The organism is Nocardia sp. NPDC050697 (genome assembly GCF_040654395.1).
Taxonomy (GTDB): domain Bacteria; phylum Actinomycetota; class Actinomycetes; order Mycobacteriales; family Mycobacteriaceae; genus Nocardia.
This window is the reverse complement of the sequence record NZ_JBFAHY010000001.1, coordinates 1-16,924: the sequence shown is the minus strand read 5'-3', so window position 1 is coordinate 16,924 and position 16,924 is coordinate 1. Positions and strand designations below refer to the sequence as shown.

Genomic DNA, 16,924 nt, shown 5'->3' with positions numbered 1-16,924 from the left:
TCAGAGGTACTGGCCGCAGACCGGCCACGCACCGGCACCCTGGGTGGCGAGCACGTTCTCGGCCACCCGGATCTGCTCCGCGCGGCTGGCGTTGTGCGGCATGCCGCTGCCGCCGTTGGCGGACCAGGTGCTCGGGGTGAACTGCAGCCCGCCGTAGTAGCCGTTGCCGGTATTGGTCGACCAGTTGCCGCCGCTCTCGCACTGGGCCACCCGGTCCCAGTTGTTGCCCGCGGCCGAGGCGGTCGCGGCCATCCCGAACGGCACCGCCGCGAGTGCGCCGGTGACCGCCGCCACGCCGAGGGCGCGGCCGATGGTCCGGGTCTGCTTGGTCTTCCGCTGCTGGGACATGCGCTTCCTTCCCTGCGCCCGCCGGTCCGCATCGCGAACCCCCGCCCCCGGGACGATCTCGGGGTCCGCCGGACCGCGGGGCGGGGTTGCTGGCTTACGCCGGTCCGGCTCGGGCTGCGCGCTGAGCACAACCGGGAGCGACGATAACGAAGCAATCTCGGCAGATCACGCACCGATAACTGCATCGTCATTCGAATTGTTTCGGCGATTTACCGCGATTATTCCCAGGTGAAAAGCATCTTCCGGCCCCGACCAAAACCGCGATTTCCGGGAGAAACAGTGACGATTGTCACTGCGTTTTCGTGTCCTCGAACACGGCCATGGCCGCGTTGTGCCCGCCGATGCCGCTCACCCCGCCGCCGCGCAGCGCGCCCGCGCCGCAGCAGAGCACCCCGTCGCGCCCGGTCGCCACGCCCCAGCGGGTGGCCGGGTCGGGGTCGGCGGCGTCCTCGCGGTAGGGAAAGGCCAGGTCACCGTGGAAGATGTGGCCGCCGGGGAGCCCCACCTCGCGCTCCAGGTCGAGTGGCGACTTGGCCTCCAGGCACGGGTTGCCCGCGGCGTCGCGGGCCAGGCAGCCCGCGATGGGCTCGGCCAGGACCGCGTCGAGCCGGGCCAGTGCGGCGGCCACCGCGCGCTCGCGCGCCGATTCCGGATCGGCCTCGAACAATCGCGCGGGGGTGTGCAGGCCGAAAAGGGTGAGGGTGTGCATTCCGCGTTCGGCGGAATGGCGATCGAGAATGGACGGGTCGGTCACGGTATGGCAATAGATCTCCGAGGGCAGCGCCGCGGGGAGCACGCCCGCCGCGGCCGCCCGATACGCATCGGCCAGTTGGGAATACGTCTCGGCGATATGGAAGGTGCCCGAGAATGCCTCGCGCGGCGTGATTTCCGGGTCGCGCAGCCGGGGCAGCCGATCCAGCACCATATTGATCTTGAGTTGCGCGCCCTCCGGTTTCGGGCCCGGCGCGCGGCCGAGCAGCCGATCCAGTTCGTAGGGCGCGGCATTCACCAGGATGTGCCCGGCGGCCAGCTCCCCCGCCGCGCCCGTCGCGGTATCGGTGTAGGCGACCCCGCCGGTCTCGATCCCGGTGACCGCGCACCCGGTGACGATCTCCGCTCCGGCCCGCGCCGCGGCCGCGGCGAGTTCGGCGGTGAGCGCGCCCATGCCGCCGATCGGGACGTCCCAGTCGCCGGTGCCGCCGCCGATCACGTGGTAGAGGAAGCAGCGGTTCTGCCGCAGCGACGGGTCGTGCGCGTGCGTGAGGGTGCCGATGAGCGCGTCGGTGAAGACCACTCCGCGCACCACGTCATCGGTGAAGGTGCGCTCGATCAAGGCGCCGAGCGGTTCCTCGAACACCGCCGCCCAGAGCTCGTCGTCGCCGATCCGGGCGCGCAGCTCGGCGCGGGTGGGCAGCGGTTCGGTGAGGGTCGGGAAGACGGCGCGGGCCAGCGCGCCGGTGCGGGCGCCGAACTCGGCCCAGGCGCGGTGCTCGCGGTCGGCGCCGGTGATCCGGCGGAAGCTCGCGGCGGTGCGCGCCCGGTCGCCGGTGTCCACCAGCAGCCCGGTGTCGCCGACCGGGGTGTACGAGGAGATCCGGCGGCGCGCGGTGCGCAAGCTCAGCCCGAGGTCGGCGACGATGCGGGCGGGGAGCAGGCTCACCAGGTACGAGTAGCGGGAGAGCCGGGCGCCGACCCCGGGGAAGGTCCGCGCCGAGACGGCGGCGCCGCCGGTGTGCCCGGAGCGCTCCAGCACCGCCACCCGGCGGCCCGCCCGCGCCAGGTAGGCCGCCGCGACCAGGCCGTTGTGCCCGCCGCCGACGACCACCGCGTCATAGTTCCCGTGTTCCGGCCGCATGCACCCTCGTTACCACCCCGGGCGCGGCACCGGTGACCGGCGACACGCCGGAAACCAGCACAACGGCTGGACTCCGGCGCTGTGAGTGTCCCCGACTCCGTGCTGACCGGCAGCTTTCCGGTGATCCCGCTCCTACCGTGAGGTGGACCACACTTCCCACCTTCCGAGAGCGACCCATGACCCATATCGACAGCCCCGCAGTGGTCTACTCGCGCGAGAGCGAGATCCTCGACTACTTCGGCAAATGCGAGGCGTGCGGCTACCCGGCCCGCGCCTCGGCCACCACCGAGATGCTGGCCGGCGGCGGGGTGCAGACCTCCGTGGTCGCCGCCTGCTCGCTGCCCTGCGGCTGGACCGGCCGGGTCCCGCTCACCACCATGACCGGGCGGGTGCGGCGCTGACCCTCAGCCGCCGTTGACCACGCAGGCGTAGCCGAGGTGCACGCCGGTGCCGACCCGGACCTCGCCCGCCACGGTCGGCTCCCGGTCCGGTGCCTGGACGGCCTCCAGCCGGTGCGGCCCCGGCACCGCCGGGATCCAGGTGAAGAGCGCGTTGCCGCTGTCCGGCACGCGCACCGCGATCGGGATGCCGTTGTCCAGCAGCGTGACCGGCTCCAGCGCGTTCGTCACTAGCACCTGCACGGTGTAGGTGCAGCCGGTGCCGTAGGTGGTGGACGAGCCGAAGTTGATATCGCCGAGCACCCGCATCTGGGTGGCGGTGGCGGCGGCCTCCGGTGCGGCGGCCGCGGCGAACGCTCCGGCGAGCGCCAGCGCCAGCGCTACCGGCAGGGCGTCACGCCGGGTTCTGCCACCCGGTGGCAGGGAGTCCGAGGCGTGCCGGACAGCACGGGGCACAGCGCGATCCATGGCGGTCCCTTCGACGTCGGAGGGCGAGCGGACCTCGATCTTCGCCCGCCCGCCGGGCCCGGCGAGCCGGAATCGCGGAGCACGCTGCCCCGCAACGGCGTTCAGCCCGCCGCCCGCACCACCACGATCGGGATGTCCACCGAGTGCAGCAGCCCATTGCTGGTGGAGCCGAGCAGCATGCCGGTGAAGCCGCCGCGGCCGCGGCTGCCCACCACCACCAGCTGGGCGTTCGCCGATTCGTCGAGCAGCGAGCGCACCGGCCGGTCGGCCACCACGATGCGGCGCACCGGTACGTCCGGGTACCGCTCGGCGTACCCGGCCAGGCTCTCGGCGAGCCCGGCCCGCTCGCTCTCGCGCACCCCCTCCCAGTCGTCGATCGGCAGCTCCAGCCCGCTGGTGTCGCGCCAGGCGTGCAGCGCGGTCAGCCCGACCCCGCGGAACGCGGCCTCGGCGAAGGCGACCTCGAGCGCGCCGACGCTGTTCGCGGTGCCGTCCACCCCGACGAGCACGGGTTTGCGGGCGGCCACCGGATCGGTGGCGGCCGGGGTGCGCACCACCGCGACCGGGCAGTGCGCGTGCCCGGCCACCGCGGTGCTCACCGAGCCGAGCAGCCCGCGCCGGAAGGCGCCGAGCCCGCGGCTGCCGAGTACCAGCCGGTGCGCGGTGCGCGAGCGGTCCAGCAGCGTGGGCACGATGAAGTCGAAGGTCAGCTCGGCGGTGACGGTGATCGGGCCGCCTGCCGTCGCCTCGGCGATCCGGGCGGCCTCGCGCAGCGCCTGTTCGCCCTGGTCACGCAGCCAATCGCGCTCACCCTCCGGCAGCGTCGGGTGCTCGCCGTAGCCGAACGGGACGGCCATCGAGCAGAGCAGGTGCAGCGGGCGGCCGTGCAGCCGCGCGTCCACGGCGGCCCAGGCGGCGGCGTGGAACGCCGTCTCCGAGCCGTCTACCGCGGCGACGATCGGGGCGTTCGGGGCGGGTGTCGGTTCCGGCACGATACTTCCTCTCCGTCGGGGAAATCCCCCTCCATCATTCCCCGCGCCCGGCCCAGCGCGTGCAGCTGTCGCCGTGGTGTTGCGCACCGTAGCGTTCACCCCGATAACCAGGCGGAAGGGAGCCGAACCATGACGGATTCCACGGCCGCTCCAGCGCCGTACGCCGGAGTTGCCGAGACCGCCGCCGAGGTGCGCGCGGGCAAGACCACCGCCGCGGAGGCGGTGGACCAGGCGCTGGCCCGGATCGAGCGCGCCGAGCCGCGGCTGCGCGCCTTCGTGCGGGTCACCGCCGAGCGGGCGCGGGCGGAGGCCGCCGAACTGGATGCGCGGCAGGCCGCGGGCGCGCCGCTCGGCCCGCTGCACGGCGTCCCGATGGCGGTCAAGGACGAGCTCGACGTGGCCGGGGTGCCGACCGGCTACGGCGGCGCCGCCGGTGGCGGCCCCGCCACCGCCGACGCCGAGGTGGTGCGGCGGCTGCGGGCGGCCGGTGCGGTGATCGTCGGCAAGACCGCCATGCCGGAGTTCGGCATCTGGCCCTACACCGAGAGCGAGGCGCACGGCCACACCCACAACCCCTGGTCGCACGGGCACACCCCCGGCGGGTCGAGCGGCGGCTCCGCGGCGGCGGTCGCGGCCGGGCTGGTCCCCGCGGCCACCGGCGCCGACAGCGGCGGCTCGATCCGCATCCCGGCCGCCTGCTGCGGGGTGTTCGGGCTGAAACCGCAGCGCGGCCGGGTCAGCAGCGCCCCCCGGCCCGACCTGTGGGGCGCGCTCGGCACCGTCGGCGTGCTCACCCGCACGGTGGCGGACAGCGCGCTGCTCTACGACGTGCTCGCGGGCACCGTCGCCGCCGACCGCTGGCACGCCCCCGCGCCCGCCTCCCCCTACGCCGATCCGGAGCCGGGGCCGCGGCTGCGGATCGGGCTGCTGCTGCGCACCGCCGTCCCCGGCTGCGCCGCGGCGCCCTCCTGCGTGGCCGCGGTGCGGGAGACCGCCGCGGCGCTGGCCGGGCTCGGCCACGAGATCGTCGAGGACCGGTACCGGCTCCCCGACCCCACCGGCACCTTCCTGCCGCAGGTGCTCGGCGGCGTCCGGCTGGACGCGGACCGGATGCCGCACCCCGAGCTGCTGGAGCGCCGCACCCGCGCCGTCGTCCGGCTGGGCCGGGTCGCGGTGCCGCCGCCGGTGCTGCGCTGGGCCGAGCGGCGCGGGGAGCGGCTCACCGCCCGGGTCTGCACCCTCTTCGACCGCTACGACGTGCTGCTCACCCCCACCCTGACCGGCCCGCCGCCGCCGATCGGCCGGATGGACGGCGCGGGCATGCTGCGCGGCGCCCTGCGCGCGGTGCCGATGGTCGCCTACACCGCGCTCTGGAATGTCTGCGGCAACCCGGCCGCCGCCGTGCCCGCCGGTTTCGACGGGGGGCTGCCGCGCAGTGTCCAGCTGGTCGCGCCGCCGAGCGGGGAGCACACCCTGCTGCGGCTCGCCACCGAGCTGGAGCGGGTCCGGCCGTGGGCGGCGGTGCCGCCGCTCTGACCCCGGCGGCGCACGGTTTCGCCGCGCGCCGACCGGGCATCTCGCCTGCACCCGGACAGCCCACCGAGGAGGAACCCCATGTCCAGCGACGCCATCGTGCTGCTCCGCGAGGACCACAAGCAGATTCGCAAGCTCTTCCGCGAGTTCGAGAAGGCGGGCGACGACGCCAACGCCACCAAGGGCCGCGTGATCGACAAGGTGATCGAGGCGCTCACCGTGCACACCTACATCGAGAACGAGGCCATGTACCCGGAGGTGCGCAAGCTGGTGCCGGAGCTTGAGGACGACATCCTGGAGTCCTACGAGGAGCACCACGTCGCCGACATCCTGGTCTTCGAGCTCTCCCTGCTGAAGCCGGAGGACGAGCGCTTCACCGCCAAGGCGAAGGTGCTCATCGAGAACGTCGACCACCACATCGACGAGGAGGAGCAGGAGTGGTTCCCCAAGGTGCGGGAGGCGCTCGGCCGCAAGCAGTTGCAGGAGATCGGGGCGCGGATGGCGGAGCTGCGGGAGAAGGCGCCGCGCAAACCGTCGCAGCCGTCGGCGCTGAAGAAGGCCGTCCACGCGGTCACGGCCTGATGGACGAGCTCACCATGGGCGTCGAGGAGGAGTTCCTGCTCGTCGACCCGGAGACCGGCGCCCCCGCCGCCGCCAACCGCGCGGTCGCCGAGACCGCCGCGGCCGAGGGCGTCGAGCTCCAGCTCGAACTCACCCGCTGCCAGGTCGAGACCAGCTCCGACGTGCACACCGACGCCGCCGCGCTCGACGCCCAGCTGCACGAGCTGCGCGGCGCCGTCGCGCACTGTGCCGAGCGCAACCGGGCCACCCTGCTCGCGGTGGCCGCGCCGCCGACCGTGCCGCACGAGTTCCCGATCACCGACACCCCGCGCTACCGCGCCATCGGCGAGGCCTTCGGCATGATCGCGCACGAGCAGGGGCTCTCCGGCTGCCACGTGCACGTCGGGGTGCCGGATCGGGAGGAGGCGGTGCGGGTGAGCAATCACCTGCGCCCGTGGCTGCCGGTGCTGCTCGCGCTCAGCGCCAACTCGGCGATCTACCGCGGCTCCGACACCGGCTACGCGAGCTGGCGCAGCATTCTCTGGCGGCGCTGGCCGAGCGCGGGCCCGCCGCCCTATTTCCGCTCGGTGCGCGAGTACGACGCCACGGTGGACACCATGCTCGCCTGCGGCAGCATCCTGGACCGCAAGATGGTCTATTGGGACGTCCGCCCGTCGCTGTCGTTCCCGACCGTCGAGGTCAGGGTGGGCGACGTGCCCGCGACCGCGCGCGAGAGCACCCTGCTCGCGCTGCTGGTCCGCGGCCTGGTCCGGCACGCGCGCAAGGCCCTCGCGCGCGGCGAGGAGGCCCCGGAGATCCCGCACGAGATCCTGCGCGCCGCCTACTGGACCGCCGCCCGCAACGGGCTGGACGGCGAGGCGCTGGAGCCGGTCTCCGGCCGGGTGCTGCCCCTCCCCGCCCTGCTCGACGAGCTGGTCGAGGGGATCACCCCCGAACTGGACGAGCTCGGCGACCGCGCCTTCGTCACCGACACCCTCGCCGAGGTGCTGGCCCGCGGCAACGGCGCCCGCAGGCAGCGCCGCGCCTACGCCGCCGGCCACGACCCCGCCGCCGTGATCGCCGAGCTGCGCCGCGCCACGCTGGAGGGTTGCCGGTTTTCGCCCGGCGCTCCCCGGGTAGCCGCCCGCTGACGACGAGGAGGATGCATGAAAGCGGTCACCTGGCAGGGCAAGCGCAAGGTCTCGGTGGACACCGTGCCCGACCCGAGGATCTCCGAACCCACCGACGCGGTCATCCGGGTCACCTCCACCGCCATCTGCGGCTCCGACCTGCACCTGTACGAAGTGCTCGGGCCGTTCATGAGCCCCGGTGACATCCTCGGCCACGAGCCCATGGGGATCGTCGAGGAGGTCGGCAGCGAGGTGCGGTCGGTCAAGGTCGGCGACCGGGTGGTGATCCCGTTCCAGATCAGCTGCGGGCACTGCTTCATGTGCGACCAGGGGCTCTCCACCCAGTGCGAGACCACCCAGGTGCGCGAGCAGGGGTCCGGCGCGGCGCTCTTCGGCTACTCGCGGCTGTACGGGCAGGTGCCCGGCGGGCAGGCGCAGTACCTGCGGGTGCCGTACGTCGACCACACCCACATCCAGGTGCCCGCCGGGCCGCCCGACGACCGCTTCCTGTACCTCTCCGACGTGCTGCCCACCGCCTGGCAGGCCGTGCAGTACGCGGGAATCCCCGACGGCGGGTCGGTGACCGTGCTCGGGCTCGGCCCGATCGGCGACATGAGCTGCCGGATCGCCGCGCACCTCGGGTACCGGGTGATCGGCGTGGATCGGGTACCGGAGCGGCTGGCCCGGGTCGCCGCCCGCGGCATCGAGACCATCGACTTCGGCGACGTGGGCGGGTCGCTCGGCGAGGTGATCCGCGACCGCACGCAGGGCCGCGGCACCGACACCGTGATCGACGCCGTCGGGATGGAGGCGCACGGCTCCCCCGTCGCCTCGTTCGCCCAGAAGACCACGGGGTTCCTGCCCGACTCGGTCGCGGAGAAGCTGATGAACACCGCCGGTGTGGACCGGCTCGCCGCGTTGGAGTCGGCGATCGACATCGTGCGCCGCGGCGGCACCATCTCGCTCGTCGGCGTCTACGGCGGCATGGCCGACCCGCTTCCGCTGCGCGTGCTCTTCGACAAGCAGATCCAGTTGCGCATGGGGCAGGCGAACGTCAAGCGCTGGGCGCCGGAGATCCTTCCGCTGCTCACCGACGACGACCCGCTCGGGGTGGAAACCTTCGCCACCCACCGTCTTCCGCTGATCGGGGCGCCGCAGGCGTACGAGAAGTTCCAGCAGAAGAAGGACGGGGTGGTCAAGGTGGTGCTCGACCCGGCGGCCTAGTGTTTCGCCGGTGACCGTTCGCGCGAAGATCTGCGGGATTCGTTCTCCGGCGGATCTGCGTGTCGCGGTGGAAGCCGGGGCGGACGCGGTCGGGTTCATCTGCGGGGTCACGCACTACAGCGAGGACGCCCTCACCCCCGATCGCGCCGCCGAGCTTTCCGCTCGCACACCACCTTTCGTAACGCGAGTGCTCGTCACGCACCTGGAAGACGCTGCGTCTGTTCTCGCCCTCGCGGATGAGGTCGGCGTCGATGTCATCCAGGTGCACGGTGTGGTCACCGCCGAGACGCTCCGGGCCGTACTTTCGCAGGCCCGCGGCCGCAAGGTGCTGCGCGCGGTCCACGTCGTCGGGCCCGACGCGGTCGACACGGCCATTCACGCAGCCGCGCATTGCGATAGCGTCCTCCTCGACTCGCGCACCGCCGACCGCCTCGGTGGCACCGGCGCGACGCACGATTGGTCGATCAGCGCGGAAATCGTGCGCGCGCTGCGGGCAATCGGCCGCCCGGTGATCCTCGCGGGCGGGCTCCATCCCGGCAATGTCGCCGAGGCCATCGCGGTGGTCCGCCCCGACGCCGTCGACGTGAACAGCGGAGTCGAGACCCCCACCGGGGACAAAGACGCCCAGGCGTGTTCAGCCTTCGTCGGCGCGGCCCACAGCAACGGCGTCAACGCCGCGAGTAATGGGCGATGATGACGCCGGTGGCGGTGGTGACACTGCGGGTGAGTTCGAATTCGGTGAGCGGGGCCGCCCCGTCGAAGAGGCGGGTGCCGGTGCCGAGGGTGAGGGGGTGGATGAGGAGGGTGTACCGGTCGATGAGGGCGGCGGCGTGCAGGCTGCGGACGAGGGCGGCGCTGCCGATAATGGCGAGATTGTTGCCGGGGGTCGCCTTGAGCTCGGCGACGCTCTCGGCGGCATCACCGGGGAGCAGGATGGAGTTCTGCCAAGCGTCCACATCGGGCAGTGTCGTGGAGGCGACGTATTTGGTGGCGGCGTTCATGTGCGTGCTGAAGGGATTGCCGTCGGTCGCGGTTCCCCACGCCCGGTGAAAATCCGCCCAGGTGCGGCGGCCGAAGAGCATATCGCCGGGCTCCCCCATGCCGGCCGCCATTTCCGCGCCCATGATCTCGTCGTTGTACTTCGCACCCCACCCGCCGTGCTCGAACCCACCGCGGGTGTCCTCGTCGGGACGACCGAGCCCCTGAACCACCCCGTCGAGCGTGACGAACATGGTGACCGAGATAGTGCGCATACGCTTCCTTCCGCCGCCTGACATCGACAGCGGTGCAGACGGCGCCAAGGCGCGAAAGTAATCGGAGCTCAGAGCGGGTGGAACCCCGCCCCGACGGCGCCGCGCGCGTCGAGGTCGGCGATGATGGCCGCCATGGTGGTCCCGACCTCGGGGCCGAGGCACCCGACCGCGAGATATGCGTTGACCATGCCGACCAGCGTGCTGCCGACCATGACCGGCGCCCCGGAGTCCCCTTCGAGCACGCACAGCTGGGTCCAGGTCTCCTGCGCGGTGTTCAGGACATCGCCCCAGGCGACACCGCAGGTCTCGCCGCTGGTGCGGCCCTTCTTGCAGACCACGGCGGGGAACTGGGCCGGCGCGCCGATGCCGGTGATGGTGGCATTGCCGACCCGGTTCACGGGGGTCACCTTGGCGGGGTCGAACTGGATGACGGCGTAATCCAGGTTCGGGTCGGAGTGCACGAAGCGGCCGACGACGCCGAGGTCGTGGTCCCGCTCGGCGACGACGGTGGCGCCCGCGTCGCCGCAGTGCCCCGCGGTCAGCCCGACCAGGCGGCCAGCGGCGTCGTAGCCGATGGTGGTGACGGTGCACTGCGCGGTGTTGTCGACGACGATGCCGGAGCCCCCGCCCAGCGCGACGGGGGCCTCCTGCGCGGCCGCGGCGCCCGCGCCGAGCGGGACGAGGGCGAGCGCGGCACCCGCGGTGACGGCCCGGGCGAGGCTGCGGTTCATGTCGGTCTCCCGTCGTCCCGCGGGGCGCGCGTCGTCCCCGTCGTATTCCTCGTCTACCCGGGCCGCCCCCGGGGGAAACGGCGCTCAGTGGCCGGGCTGCACCCCGCTCAGCTCGTTCGGCACGCCGGGCAGCCGCACGGTGGCGGTGCGTTCGCCGCTGTCCAGGTCGATGCGGTGCAGCTGCTCGGTGGCGGGGTCGGTGACGTAGGCGGCGCCGTCGCGGACGAAGAGCGCGGGGCGGGGCTGCTGCCAGTCCAGCGGCTCCTGCCAGGCCGCGAGCACGGGGATGCTTCGGGCGACGGTGGCGCTGACCGGGTCGATGACGTGCAGCGCGCCGTCGGTGCCGAGCACCAGCGCCGCGCCGCCGGGACCGCGGCCGAGCGAGCGGAAGGTGTAGCTGGTGCCGAGGTCGACGAGGCGGAGCCCGCCGGTGGCGGTGTCGATCAGCGAGACCTGCTGCGGGCGTTCGAGTTCCGCGTCCTTGTCGCGCTTGTAGTCGCCGAGCACGACCGGCGATTCGGCGCTGCCCGCCTGGTTGCCGATCCGGCCGTACGGGGTCGGGCTGGTGACCTTGGTGATCACGCCGTTCCGATAGACCAGCGCGCCGTTCTGGCAGCCGATCACCACCGCCTCGCCCTGCGCGGTGGCCTCGCCGTGCACGCCGGGGCAGTCCTCGCTGCGGGCGATCTCGCGGCGCTCGGCGTCGAGCACGAGCATGCCGGTGCGCCGCTCCTCGGTGCCGAGCGAGACCACGAGCCGGCCGTCGGCGAGCTCGATGGCGACCCCGTGGTGCGGGTCGGCGGTGGTGTAGACCTCGGTCTCCGGGCTGCCGCCGGCCAGCGCGGCGGTGTCGAAGGCGGTGACCTCGCCGCTGCCGTCGGCGAAGAGCACGGTGCGCCCGGCGTGCCGCACCACGTGGCCGGGCTTCGCCGCCGGGAACTCGGTGCCGGTGAACCGCCCGGTGGTGGCGTCCAGCACCCGGAAGGCCGAGCCGCTGGTCACGACGATGTGGCGGTCGTCGCCCGCGGGGTTGAGCCGGGTGAAGCCGTCCAGGTCGACGGTGTGGGCGAGCTCGAGCGTGGTGCCGTCCAGCACCGCGATGCCGCCGTCGTAGGTCACGATCACCGGGTTCGCGACGGGGGCGGGCCCGTCGTCGCTGCCGCAGGCGGTCGCGGTGAGCGCCAGCGCGCAGGCACCGGCCGCGAGTGCGCGGAACTTCATGTGCTACCTCATCTTTCGGATCACCCGGCGATGATGGCGTCGGTGTTGGCGCGCATCATGTCCAGGTAGGTGGGGGCGCCGCCGTCGGGCGGGGTGAGCGATTCGGTGTGCAGGGCGGTGACTCGCACCCGGACGCCGGCTTGTTCGGCGAGGACGCGGGCGAGCCGGTCGGGCTGCGCGGAGTCGGCGAAGATCGTGGTCACCCCGGCCGCGCGAACCGCGGTCGCGAGTTCGGCCAGGTCGGCGGCGCTGGGCGAGGCGAGCGCGCTGCCGCCGGGCAGGACCACGCCGATCACGCCTAGCCCGAAGCGTGCGGCGAGGTAGCCGAAGACGTGGTGGTTGGTGACCAGTTCACGGCGCTCGGCGGGGAGCGCGGCGAAGCGCTGGGTCATCCAGCGGTCCAGCTCGTCCAGGCGGGTCAGGTAGGCGTCGGTGCGGGTGCGGACGGCGGTTTCGTCGATGCCGGGGACATCGGCGAGCACGCGGTCGCGGATGGCCTCGACCGCCGTGCGCACCCGGGCCGGGTCGGTCCAGAAGTGCGGGTCGGGGTTGGTGCTGTCCCGGTACGGCAGAGGGTTCACCTGCTCCCCGACCAGCAGGGCCGGGGTGCCCGCCGCGGCCGCGGACTCGACGTGGCGCAGCACGCCCTCCTCCAGGCCGAGGCCGTTGGCGACGATCAGCGCGGCCCGCTCCAGGCCCGCCGCCTGCTTGGCGGAGACGCCGAACGAGTGCGGATCGCCGCCGGTCGGCATGAGCACCGTGACCGGAGCGGCGTCGCCGACCACCGCGCGGGTGAGGTCGCCGAGCAGATCGGTGGTCACCACGATCTCGCCGCGCTCGGCGGCGGCTCCGCAGGCGGTGACCAGCGTGAGGGCGGCGAGTACCGCCGTGAGCAGGCGCTTCATCGTCCGGCCTGGGCGAGGTGCGAGGGAGTGATGTCGAGCGGGAACTCGCGGGCGACACGCAGGGCGTCCAGGTAGTCGATCTCGTACACGGTGCGGCGCTCCGGGTCGGTGAGGTAGGCGCGGGTGGTGTCGACGGCGATCCGGGCGGGGGCGCCGGGGGTGGTGAAGGGGCGGCGGGCGAGTTCTCTGCCGGTGGTCGGGTCGAGGGCGCGGAGGACGCCGTCGGGGTTCAGCGCGAGGACCGGGGTGCCCTCGCCCGCCGTGGCGGCGGCGAGGAGCGGACCGGTGTCGAAGCGGGTCCAGGTGCCGCGGGCGACGTCGAGGAGCCAGAGGCCGTCGTCTCCCGCCGGGGCGGTGAGGGTGCTCGCGCCGGGGCGCTGGGTGAAGGTGGTGGCTCGGTCTTCCGGCGTTGTGCCGGGTGGGTACGGGATCGTGCGGGCGGTCTCGCCGGTGATGACGAGGGCGCCGGTGGCGCAGGCGAATACGGCGCCGCGCCTGGTCACTGCCGTGCCGCGGGGGTCGGGACACGGGGCATCGAAGGTGCGGCGCACGGTTCCGTCGCGGTCGCGCAGTTCGGCCCGGCCGGTGGCGGGGTCGACGGTTACGAGGGCGCCGTCGATCGGGAGGGTGGGGCCGGGCAGGGTCAGTGGGGCGGGGATGCGGCCCGCGTCGAGCGCGGTGCGGTCGAGGATGGTCGCCGTGCTCCCGGAATTGAGCACGGCGGCGGCGCGATCGGCGGCGGCCGTGAAGACGGTGGGCGCGGTGAAGTCTCCGCGGGCGGCGGGGGTGGTGCGGTAGTAGTGCACGTGGTCGTCGTGATCGACCGTCCAGGCGCCCGCGTCGGCGATCCGGACGGTCCCGGGGGCGGAGAGGTAGACGTAGCGGCCATCGCTCGCGGCGGCGGCGAGGCCGGGGAGCGGGTCGAGGTCGGTGATCTCCTCGGTGATCAGGTCGAGGACGCGGATCGCGCCGTTTCCGGCGTCGGCGAGGACGAGGCGGGGCTGCGCCTCGGCGGTCTCCTCGGCACCCTCGACATAGCCGTGCGGAACCTCGGTTTCCGCGGCGGGCGCCGGGTGGGCGGCACAGCCGGCCACGACCGCGGCGGCTGCCGCGACCGCCACAGCGGGGCGTGCGCCCCGCCGCACCCGCTCGCGCACCGCCGCCACCAGCGCCGAACCGAAGAACAGCCCGACCGCGCAGGCCGCGATGGTGGCCCCGGCCGCGGTGCCCGCATGCCAGGAGACCAGTAACCCGAAAACCGTCGCCACCGCGCCGAAGACCGCCGCCAGAACCATGGTGGTCGGGATGCGGTGCACCCAGTAGGTGGCGGCGGCGGGCGGGGCGATCAGCAACCCGAAGACCAGCAGCGTCCCGGCCAGGTGGAACGAGCCGACGACAGCCAGCGTCACCAGGGCGAGCAGCCCGGTCCGGGCGAGCCGCGGCCGCAGCCCGAGCGTCTCGGCGATGCGCGGGTCGAAGGTGAGCGCGGTGAACCCGCGGTGCCCGGCGGCGGCGAGCCCCGCGGCGAGCAGTACCGCGCCCGCCAGCAGCAGGAGGTCGCCCGCGTCGATGGCGAGCACGTCGCCGAACAGGTAGCCGGTGAGGTCGACGGCGAAGCTCTCCGAGCGGGAGACGATCACCACGCCGAGCGAGAGCATGGCGATGAAGAGCAGCCCGATCGCCACGTCCGGCGTGAACCGGCGGTTCCGGCCGAGCACCGAGACCCCGGCGGCCATCGCCACCGCGCTCACCGCGGCCCCGGCGAGCAGATTGCCACCCAGTAGCGCGGCGAGCGCGACGCCGGGGAGCATGCCGTGCGCCATGGCCTCGCCGAGGAATGCCATGCCGCGCACCACCACCCACGTTCCGGCGATGGCGCACAGGCAGGAGACGAGCAGCCCGCCCCAGAGTGCGCGTTGCACGAAGGTCACCGCGAAGGGGTCGACGAGCCAGTCCATGAAGCGACACCCTAGAATGCAAATGATTTTCATTTCAACTGTAGTGACAGGGGACACAGATGGGCGCCGAGGTGCGGTTGACCGGGGTCGTCGCCGGCTACGAGGGCGCGCCGGTGCTGCACGGGGTGGACGCGGTACTCCCAGCCGGGAGGGTGACGGCGCTGGTCGGCGCGAACGGGTCAGGCAAGTCGACGCTGCTCTCGGTACTCGCCGGGGTGCTGGCGCCGACGGCGGGGACGGTGGTGCGGCCGCTCGGGCGGCCCGCGCTCGTGGTGCAGCACAGTGCGGTGCCGCCGACCCTGCCGATCACCGTGCGGGAGACGGTGGCGATGGGGCGCTGGGGCGAGCGCGGGTGGTGGCGCAGGCTCACGCGGGGCGATCGCGCCCTGGTGGACGAGGCACTGGACGCGCTCGGGCTCGGCGCGCTGGCCGCGCGCCGGTTGGACACGCTCTCCGGCGGGCAGCGGCAGCGGGCCCTGCTCGCCCAGGCATTGGCGGCTCGTTCGCGGTTGCTGCTGCTCGACGAGCCGGGGACGGCGCTGGATGCCGAGGCCCGCGCCGCCGTGCACACGGCGCTCGACCTGGCTCGGGAGCGGGGAGTCACCGTCGTGCACGCCACCCACGACCGGGACGATGCGCTGCGCGCGGACTACTGCGTCGCGCTGGCCGGAGGCCGGGTCACGGAGTCGGGCACGCCGCAGGACGTGCTGCGCGCCACCGGCCTGTCGAGCATGTCATCGGCCGCCGTCGACGCGACAGACCCGTCCGACTCGCCGGACACGTCTCCGACCGGCATGCGAGACGGCGTCTTGACGCCCGACGTGGCCTGGGCCACACTTCCTACCAGCCGGTAGCCGGACGCTGGTGTCCGGTGGTCCTCCGTGTTCCGGCACAGGCGAGGATTCGAATCATGCAGCAGTCTCGTCGGTCTCGCGCTCTCCGCGTCGCGGCCGCGGCGGTGGGGGCGGGTGCGTTCGCGGTGGCGGGGGCCGGTGCCGCGCCGGCGGCGCCGCAGCCCGAGGTGTACGTCGCGCTGGGCGACTCGTTCTCGGCGGGTTCCGGCATCGCGCCGTCGGCGCCGGCAAGCGGGATTCCGGGCGACTGCACCCGCTCGGCGCTGAACTACCCCAAGCTGGTGGCGCAGGCGCTGCGGCCGAGCGAGTTCCGGGATGTCACCTGCGGCGCGGCGGTGAGCGGCGACCTGGCGGGCAGGCAGTTCGGGTTGAGCGGGCTGGCGGCGCCGCAGTACGACGCGCTGACCGCGGACACCACGCTGGTGACGCTCGGCATGGGCGGGAACGATATCGGGCTGGTCCAGCTCGGGGTGAGCTGTATCAATCCGCTGCCGGAGCCGAACGGCGTCTCCTGCGCGGCGGTGCAGACCGCGGGCGGGCGGGACCGGGTGGGTGAGCAGATCGAGCGCTTCGCCCCGACCTACGGGGTGATGATCGAGGAGATCCGGCGCCGCTCCCCCGCGGCCACCATCGTGCTGGTCGGGTATCCGATCGGTATCCGCGACGGGGGGTGCCCGGCGAGCCAGCCCGCGTGGGCGGCGGATGCCACCTATCTGCAGGGCAAGATCAACCAGCTGAACGATGTCATGCGGCGGGAAGCGGGCGAGCACGGGGCGGTGTACGTCGATCTGGAGCCGTCCACGCAGGGGCACGACGTGTGCGCGGAGCCGGGGGCGAGCTGGATGGTGGGCGCGCTGCCGACCTCGGCCGATGCCATCGTTCCGCTGCATCCGAACGCGGCCGGCCATCGGAATACCGCCAAGCAGGTCCTGTCCGCGCTCGGCCGCTGAGCGGTCCGGCTCGTCGTCCCACGCGCGGAGCCGCTCGGAGCGGTCGCCCGCACGCCGAGTCGCTCGGGAAGCGCTGTCACGGTGCCGGCTCGATCCCGTTGCGGACCAGCGGCTCGCCGATGTCGGGTACCGCCCCGAGCTCGAGCCCGGCACCCCGGCTGACGTCGACCGCCCGATTCACATCCGCGATTCGAGCCGATGGAAGAGGAACTCCACGAGCGTGATCAACGACCGCAGGCAGGTACTGCGATCCCGGGCGTCGAGCCGGACGAGCGGCGTCTCCGGTGCGAGGTCGAGTGCGTCGCGGACCTCCTCCAGCGGGTAACTGCGCGCCCCGTCGAACTCGTTGATCCCCACCGCGTACGGCACCCCGCGCTCCTCCAGCACCGACAACACCTCATCGGCCTTGTCGATCCGGCGGGTATCGATCAACACCAGCGCGCCCAGAGCACCCCGCGCCAGCTCCTCCCACAGCGGCACGAACCGCTGCTGACCCGGCGTGCCGAACAAATACAACGCCAGCTGCGGATTCAACGTGATCCG

At 73.4% G+C, this 16,924-nt stretch carries 17 protein-coding genes and 1 pseudogene; 8 read left to right on the top strand and 10 right to left on the bottom strand.

The window, feature by feature from the left end:
• Window positions 1-3 precede the first annotated feature (3 nt).
• Window positions 4-348 (bottom strand): annotated as a pseudogene (locus AB0H71_RS00090) (transglycosylase family protein); the annotation flags it as partial.
• A 289-nt stretch (window positions 349-637) separates the two neighbouring features.
• Window positions 638-2,203: an NAD(P)/FAD-dependent oxidoreductase gene (locus tag AB0H71_RS00085; RefSeq protein WP_357013067.1), complete on the bottom strand. Its 1,566-nt coding sequence runs from the start codon at window positions 2,201-2,203 to the stop codon at window positions 638-640.
• A 176-nt stretch (window positions 2,204-2,379) separates the two neighbouring features.
• Here AB0H71_RS00085 and AB0H71_RS00080 point away from each other — a divergent pair, with 176 nt between their 5' ends.
• Entirely contained in the window at window positions 2,380-2,604 is a 225-nt protein-coding gene (locus AB0H71_RS00080) for a hypothetical protein (protein ID WP_357013066.1), read from the top strand.
• A gap of 3 nt (window positions 2,605-2,607) precedes the next feature.
• On the opposite strand, the gene AB0H71_RS00075 is transcribed toward AB0H71_RS00080, so the two are convergent.
• Both AB0H71_RS00075 and AB0H71_RS00070 read right to left on the bottom strand, forming a co-directional pair.
• A complete protein-coding gene (locus AB0H71_RS00075) occupies window positions 2,608-3,057 on the bottom strand; it encodes a hypothetical protein (RefSeq protein WP_357013064.1) in 450 nt (149 codons plus the stop codon).
• A gap of 113 nt (window positions 3,058-3,170) precedes the next feature.
• Entirely contained in the window at window positions 3,171-4,061 is an 891-nt protein-coding gene (locus tag AB0H71_RS00070) for a universal stress protein (protein ID WP_357013062.1), read from the bottom strand.
• A gap of 129 nt (window positions 4,062-4,190) precedes the next feature.
• Between AB0H71_RS00070 and AB0H71_RS00065 the strand changes: the two genes are divergently transcribed.
• The 5 genes from AB0H71_RS00065 (at window position 4,191) to AB0H71_RS00045 (ending at window position 9,203) form a co-directional block, all read left to right on the top strand.
• Window positions 4,191-5,597, top strand: a complete 1,407-nt coding sequence (locus AB0H71_RS00065; RefSeq protein ID WP_357013061.1) for an amidase — start codon at window positions 4,191-4,193, stop codon at window positions 5,595-5,597.
• Between the two features lie 78 nt (window positions 5,598-5,675).
• Complete coding sequence (locus AB0H71_RS00060) at window positions 5,676-6,176, top strand: hemerythrin domain-containing protein (RefSeq protein WP_357013060.1); 501 nt, start codon at window positions 5,676-5,678, stop codon at window positions 6,174-6,176.
• Window positions 6,176-7,306: a glutamate--cysteine ligase gene (locus tag AB0H71_RS00055; RefSeq protein ID WP_357013059.1), complete on the top strand. Its 1,131-nt coding sequence runs from the start codon at window positions 6,176-6,178 to the stop codon at window positions 7,304-7,306. Before AB0H71_RS00060 ends, AB0H71_RS00055 begins: the two co-directional genes overlap by 1 nt.
• A 15-nt stretch (window positions 7,307-7,321) precedes the next feature.
• On the top strand, window positions 7,322-8,509 hold the full coding sequence (locus AB0H71_RS00050; RefSeq protein WP_357013058.1) for a zinc-dependent alcohol dehydrogenase: 1,188 nt from the start codon (window positions 7,322-7,324) through the stop codon (window positions 8,507-8,509).
• Between the two features lie 10 nt (window positions 8,510-8,519).
• Window positions 8,520-9,203: a phosphoribosylanthranilate isomerase gene (locus AB0H71_RS00045; protein ID WP_357013057.1), complete on the top strand. Its 684-nt coding sequence runs from the start codon at window positions 8,520-8,522 to the stop codon at window positions 9,201-9,203.
• Here AB0H71_RS00045 and AB0H71_RS00040 read toward each other — a convergent pair.
• From AB0H71_RS00040 to aztB, 5 genes are all read right to left on the bottom strand, one after another.
• Entirely contained in the window at window positions 9,178-9,762 is a 585-nt protein-coding gene (locus tag AB0H71_RS00040; protein WP_357013056.1) for a dihydrofolate reductase family protein, read from the bottom strand. The genes AB0H71_RS00045 and AB0H71_RS00040 overlap by 26 nt on opposite strands.
• A gap of 68 nt (window positions 9,763-9,830) precedes the next feature.
• The gene (locus AB0H71_RS00035; RefSeq protein WP_357013054.1) at window positions 9,831-10,493 is read right to left on the bottom strand and encodes a S1 family peptidase; all 663 of its coding nucleotides are present in this window, start codon (window positions 10,491-10,493) and stop codon (window positions 9,831-9,833) included.
• A gap of 84 nt (window positions 10,494-10,577) precedes the next feature.
• A complete protein-coding gene (gene aztD / locus AB0H71_RS00030; RefSeq protein ID WP_357013053.1) occupies window positions 10,578-11,714 on the bottom strand; it encodes a zinc metallochaperone AztD in 1,137 nt (378 codons plus the stop codon).
• Between the two features lie 20 nt (window positions 11,715-11,734).
• The gene (gene aztC, locus AB0H71_RS00025; RefSeq protein ID WP_357013051.1) at window positions 11,735-12,619 is read right to left on the bottom strand and encodes a zinc ABC transporter substrate-binding protein AztC; all 885 of its coding nucleotides are present in this window, start codon (window positions 12,617-12,619) and stop codon (window positions 11,735-11,737) included.
• Entirely contained in the window at window positions 12,616-14,577 is a 1,962-nt protein-coding gene (gene aztB, locus AB0H71_RS00020; RefSeq protein WP_357013050.1) for a zinc ABC transporter permease AztB, read from the bottom strand. Before aztB ends, aztC begins: the two co-directional genes overlap by 4 nt.
• Before the next feature lie 59 nt (window positions 14,578-14,636).
• Between aztB and aztA the strand changes: the two genes are divergently transcribed.
• Window positions 14,637-15,431, top strand: coding sequence for a zinc ABC transporter ATP-binding protein AztA (aztA, locus tag AB0H71_RS00015; protein WP_357013049.1), 795 nt, complete (start codon window positions 14,637-14,639; stop codon window positions 15,429-15,431).
• Window positions 15,432-15,487: 56 nt separating this feature from the next.
• The gene (locus tag AB0H71_RS00010) at window positions 15,488-16,381 is read left to right on the top strand and encodes an SGNH/GDSL hydrolase family protein (protein WP_357013048.1); all 894 of its coding nucleotides are present in this window, start codon (window positions 15,488-15,490) and stop codon (window positions 16,379-16,381) included.
• Between the two features lie 177 nt (window positions 16,382-16,558).
• Here the strand turns inward: AB0H71_RS00010 and AB0H71_RS00005 are convergent.
• On the bottom strand, window positions 16,559-16,924 hold a 366-nt coding region (locus tag AB0H71_RS00005), incomplete at its 5' end, for an ATP/GTP-binding protein (RefSeq protein ID WP_357013047.1).

Bases quoted from the DNA above. Each gene is read 5' to 3' on its own strand.
- AB0H71_RS00085 (WP_357013067.1), bottom strand. From the start codon at position 2,203: ATGCGGCCGGAACACGGGAACTATGACGCGGTGGTCGTCGGCGGCGGG.
- AB0H71_RS00080 (WP_357013066.1), top strand. From the start codon at position 2,380: ATGACCCATATCGACAGCCCCGCAGTGGTCTACTCGCGCGAGAGCGAG.
- AB0H71_RS00065 (WP_357013061.1), top strand. From the start codon at position 4,191: ATGACGGATTCCACGGCCGCTCCAGCGCCGTACGCCGGAGTTGCCGAG.
- AB0H71_RS00060 (WP_357013060.1), top strand. From the start codon at position 5,676: ATGTCCAGCGACGCCATCGTGCTGCTCCGCGAGGACCACAAGCAGATT.
- AB0H71_RS00055 (WP_357013059.1), top strand. From the start codon at position 6,176: ATGGACGAGCTCACCATGGGCGTCGAGGAGGAGTTCCTGCTCGTCGAC.
- AB0H71_RS00050 (WP_357013058.1), top strand. From the start codon at position 7,322: ATGAAAGCGGTCACCTGGCAGGGCAAGCGCAAGGTCTCGGTGGACACC.
- AB0H71_RS00040 (WP_357013056.1), bottom strand. From the start codon at position 9,762: ATGCGCACTATCTCGGTCACCATGTTCGTCACGCTCGACGGGGTGGTT.
- AB0H71_RS00035 (WP_357013054.1), bottom strand. From the start codon at position 10,493: ATGAACCGCAGCCTCGCCCGGGCCGTCACCGCGGGTGCCGCGCTCGCC.
- aztD (WP_357013053.1), bottom strand. From the start codon at position 11,714: ATGAAGTTCCGCGCACTCGCGGCCGGTGCCTGCGCGCTGGCGCTCACC.
- aztC (WP_357013051.1), bottom strand. From the start codon at position 12,619: ATGAAGCGCCTGCTCACGGCGGTACTCGCCGCCCTCACGCTGGTCACC.
- aztB (WP_357013050.1), bottom strand. From the start codon at position 14,577: ATGGACTGGCTCGTCGACCCCTTCGCGGTGACCTTCGTGCAACGCGCA.
- aztA (WP_357013049.1), top strand. From the start codon at position 14,637: ATGGGCGCCGAGGTGCGGTTGACCGGGGTCGTCGCCGGCTACGAGGGC.
- AB0H71_RS00010 (WP_357013048.1), top strand. From the start codon at position 15,488: ATGCAGCAGTCTCGTCGGTCTCGCGCTCTCCGCGTCGCGGCCGCGGCG.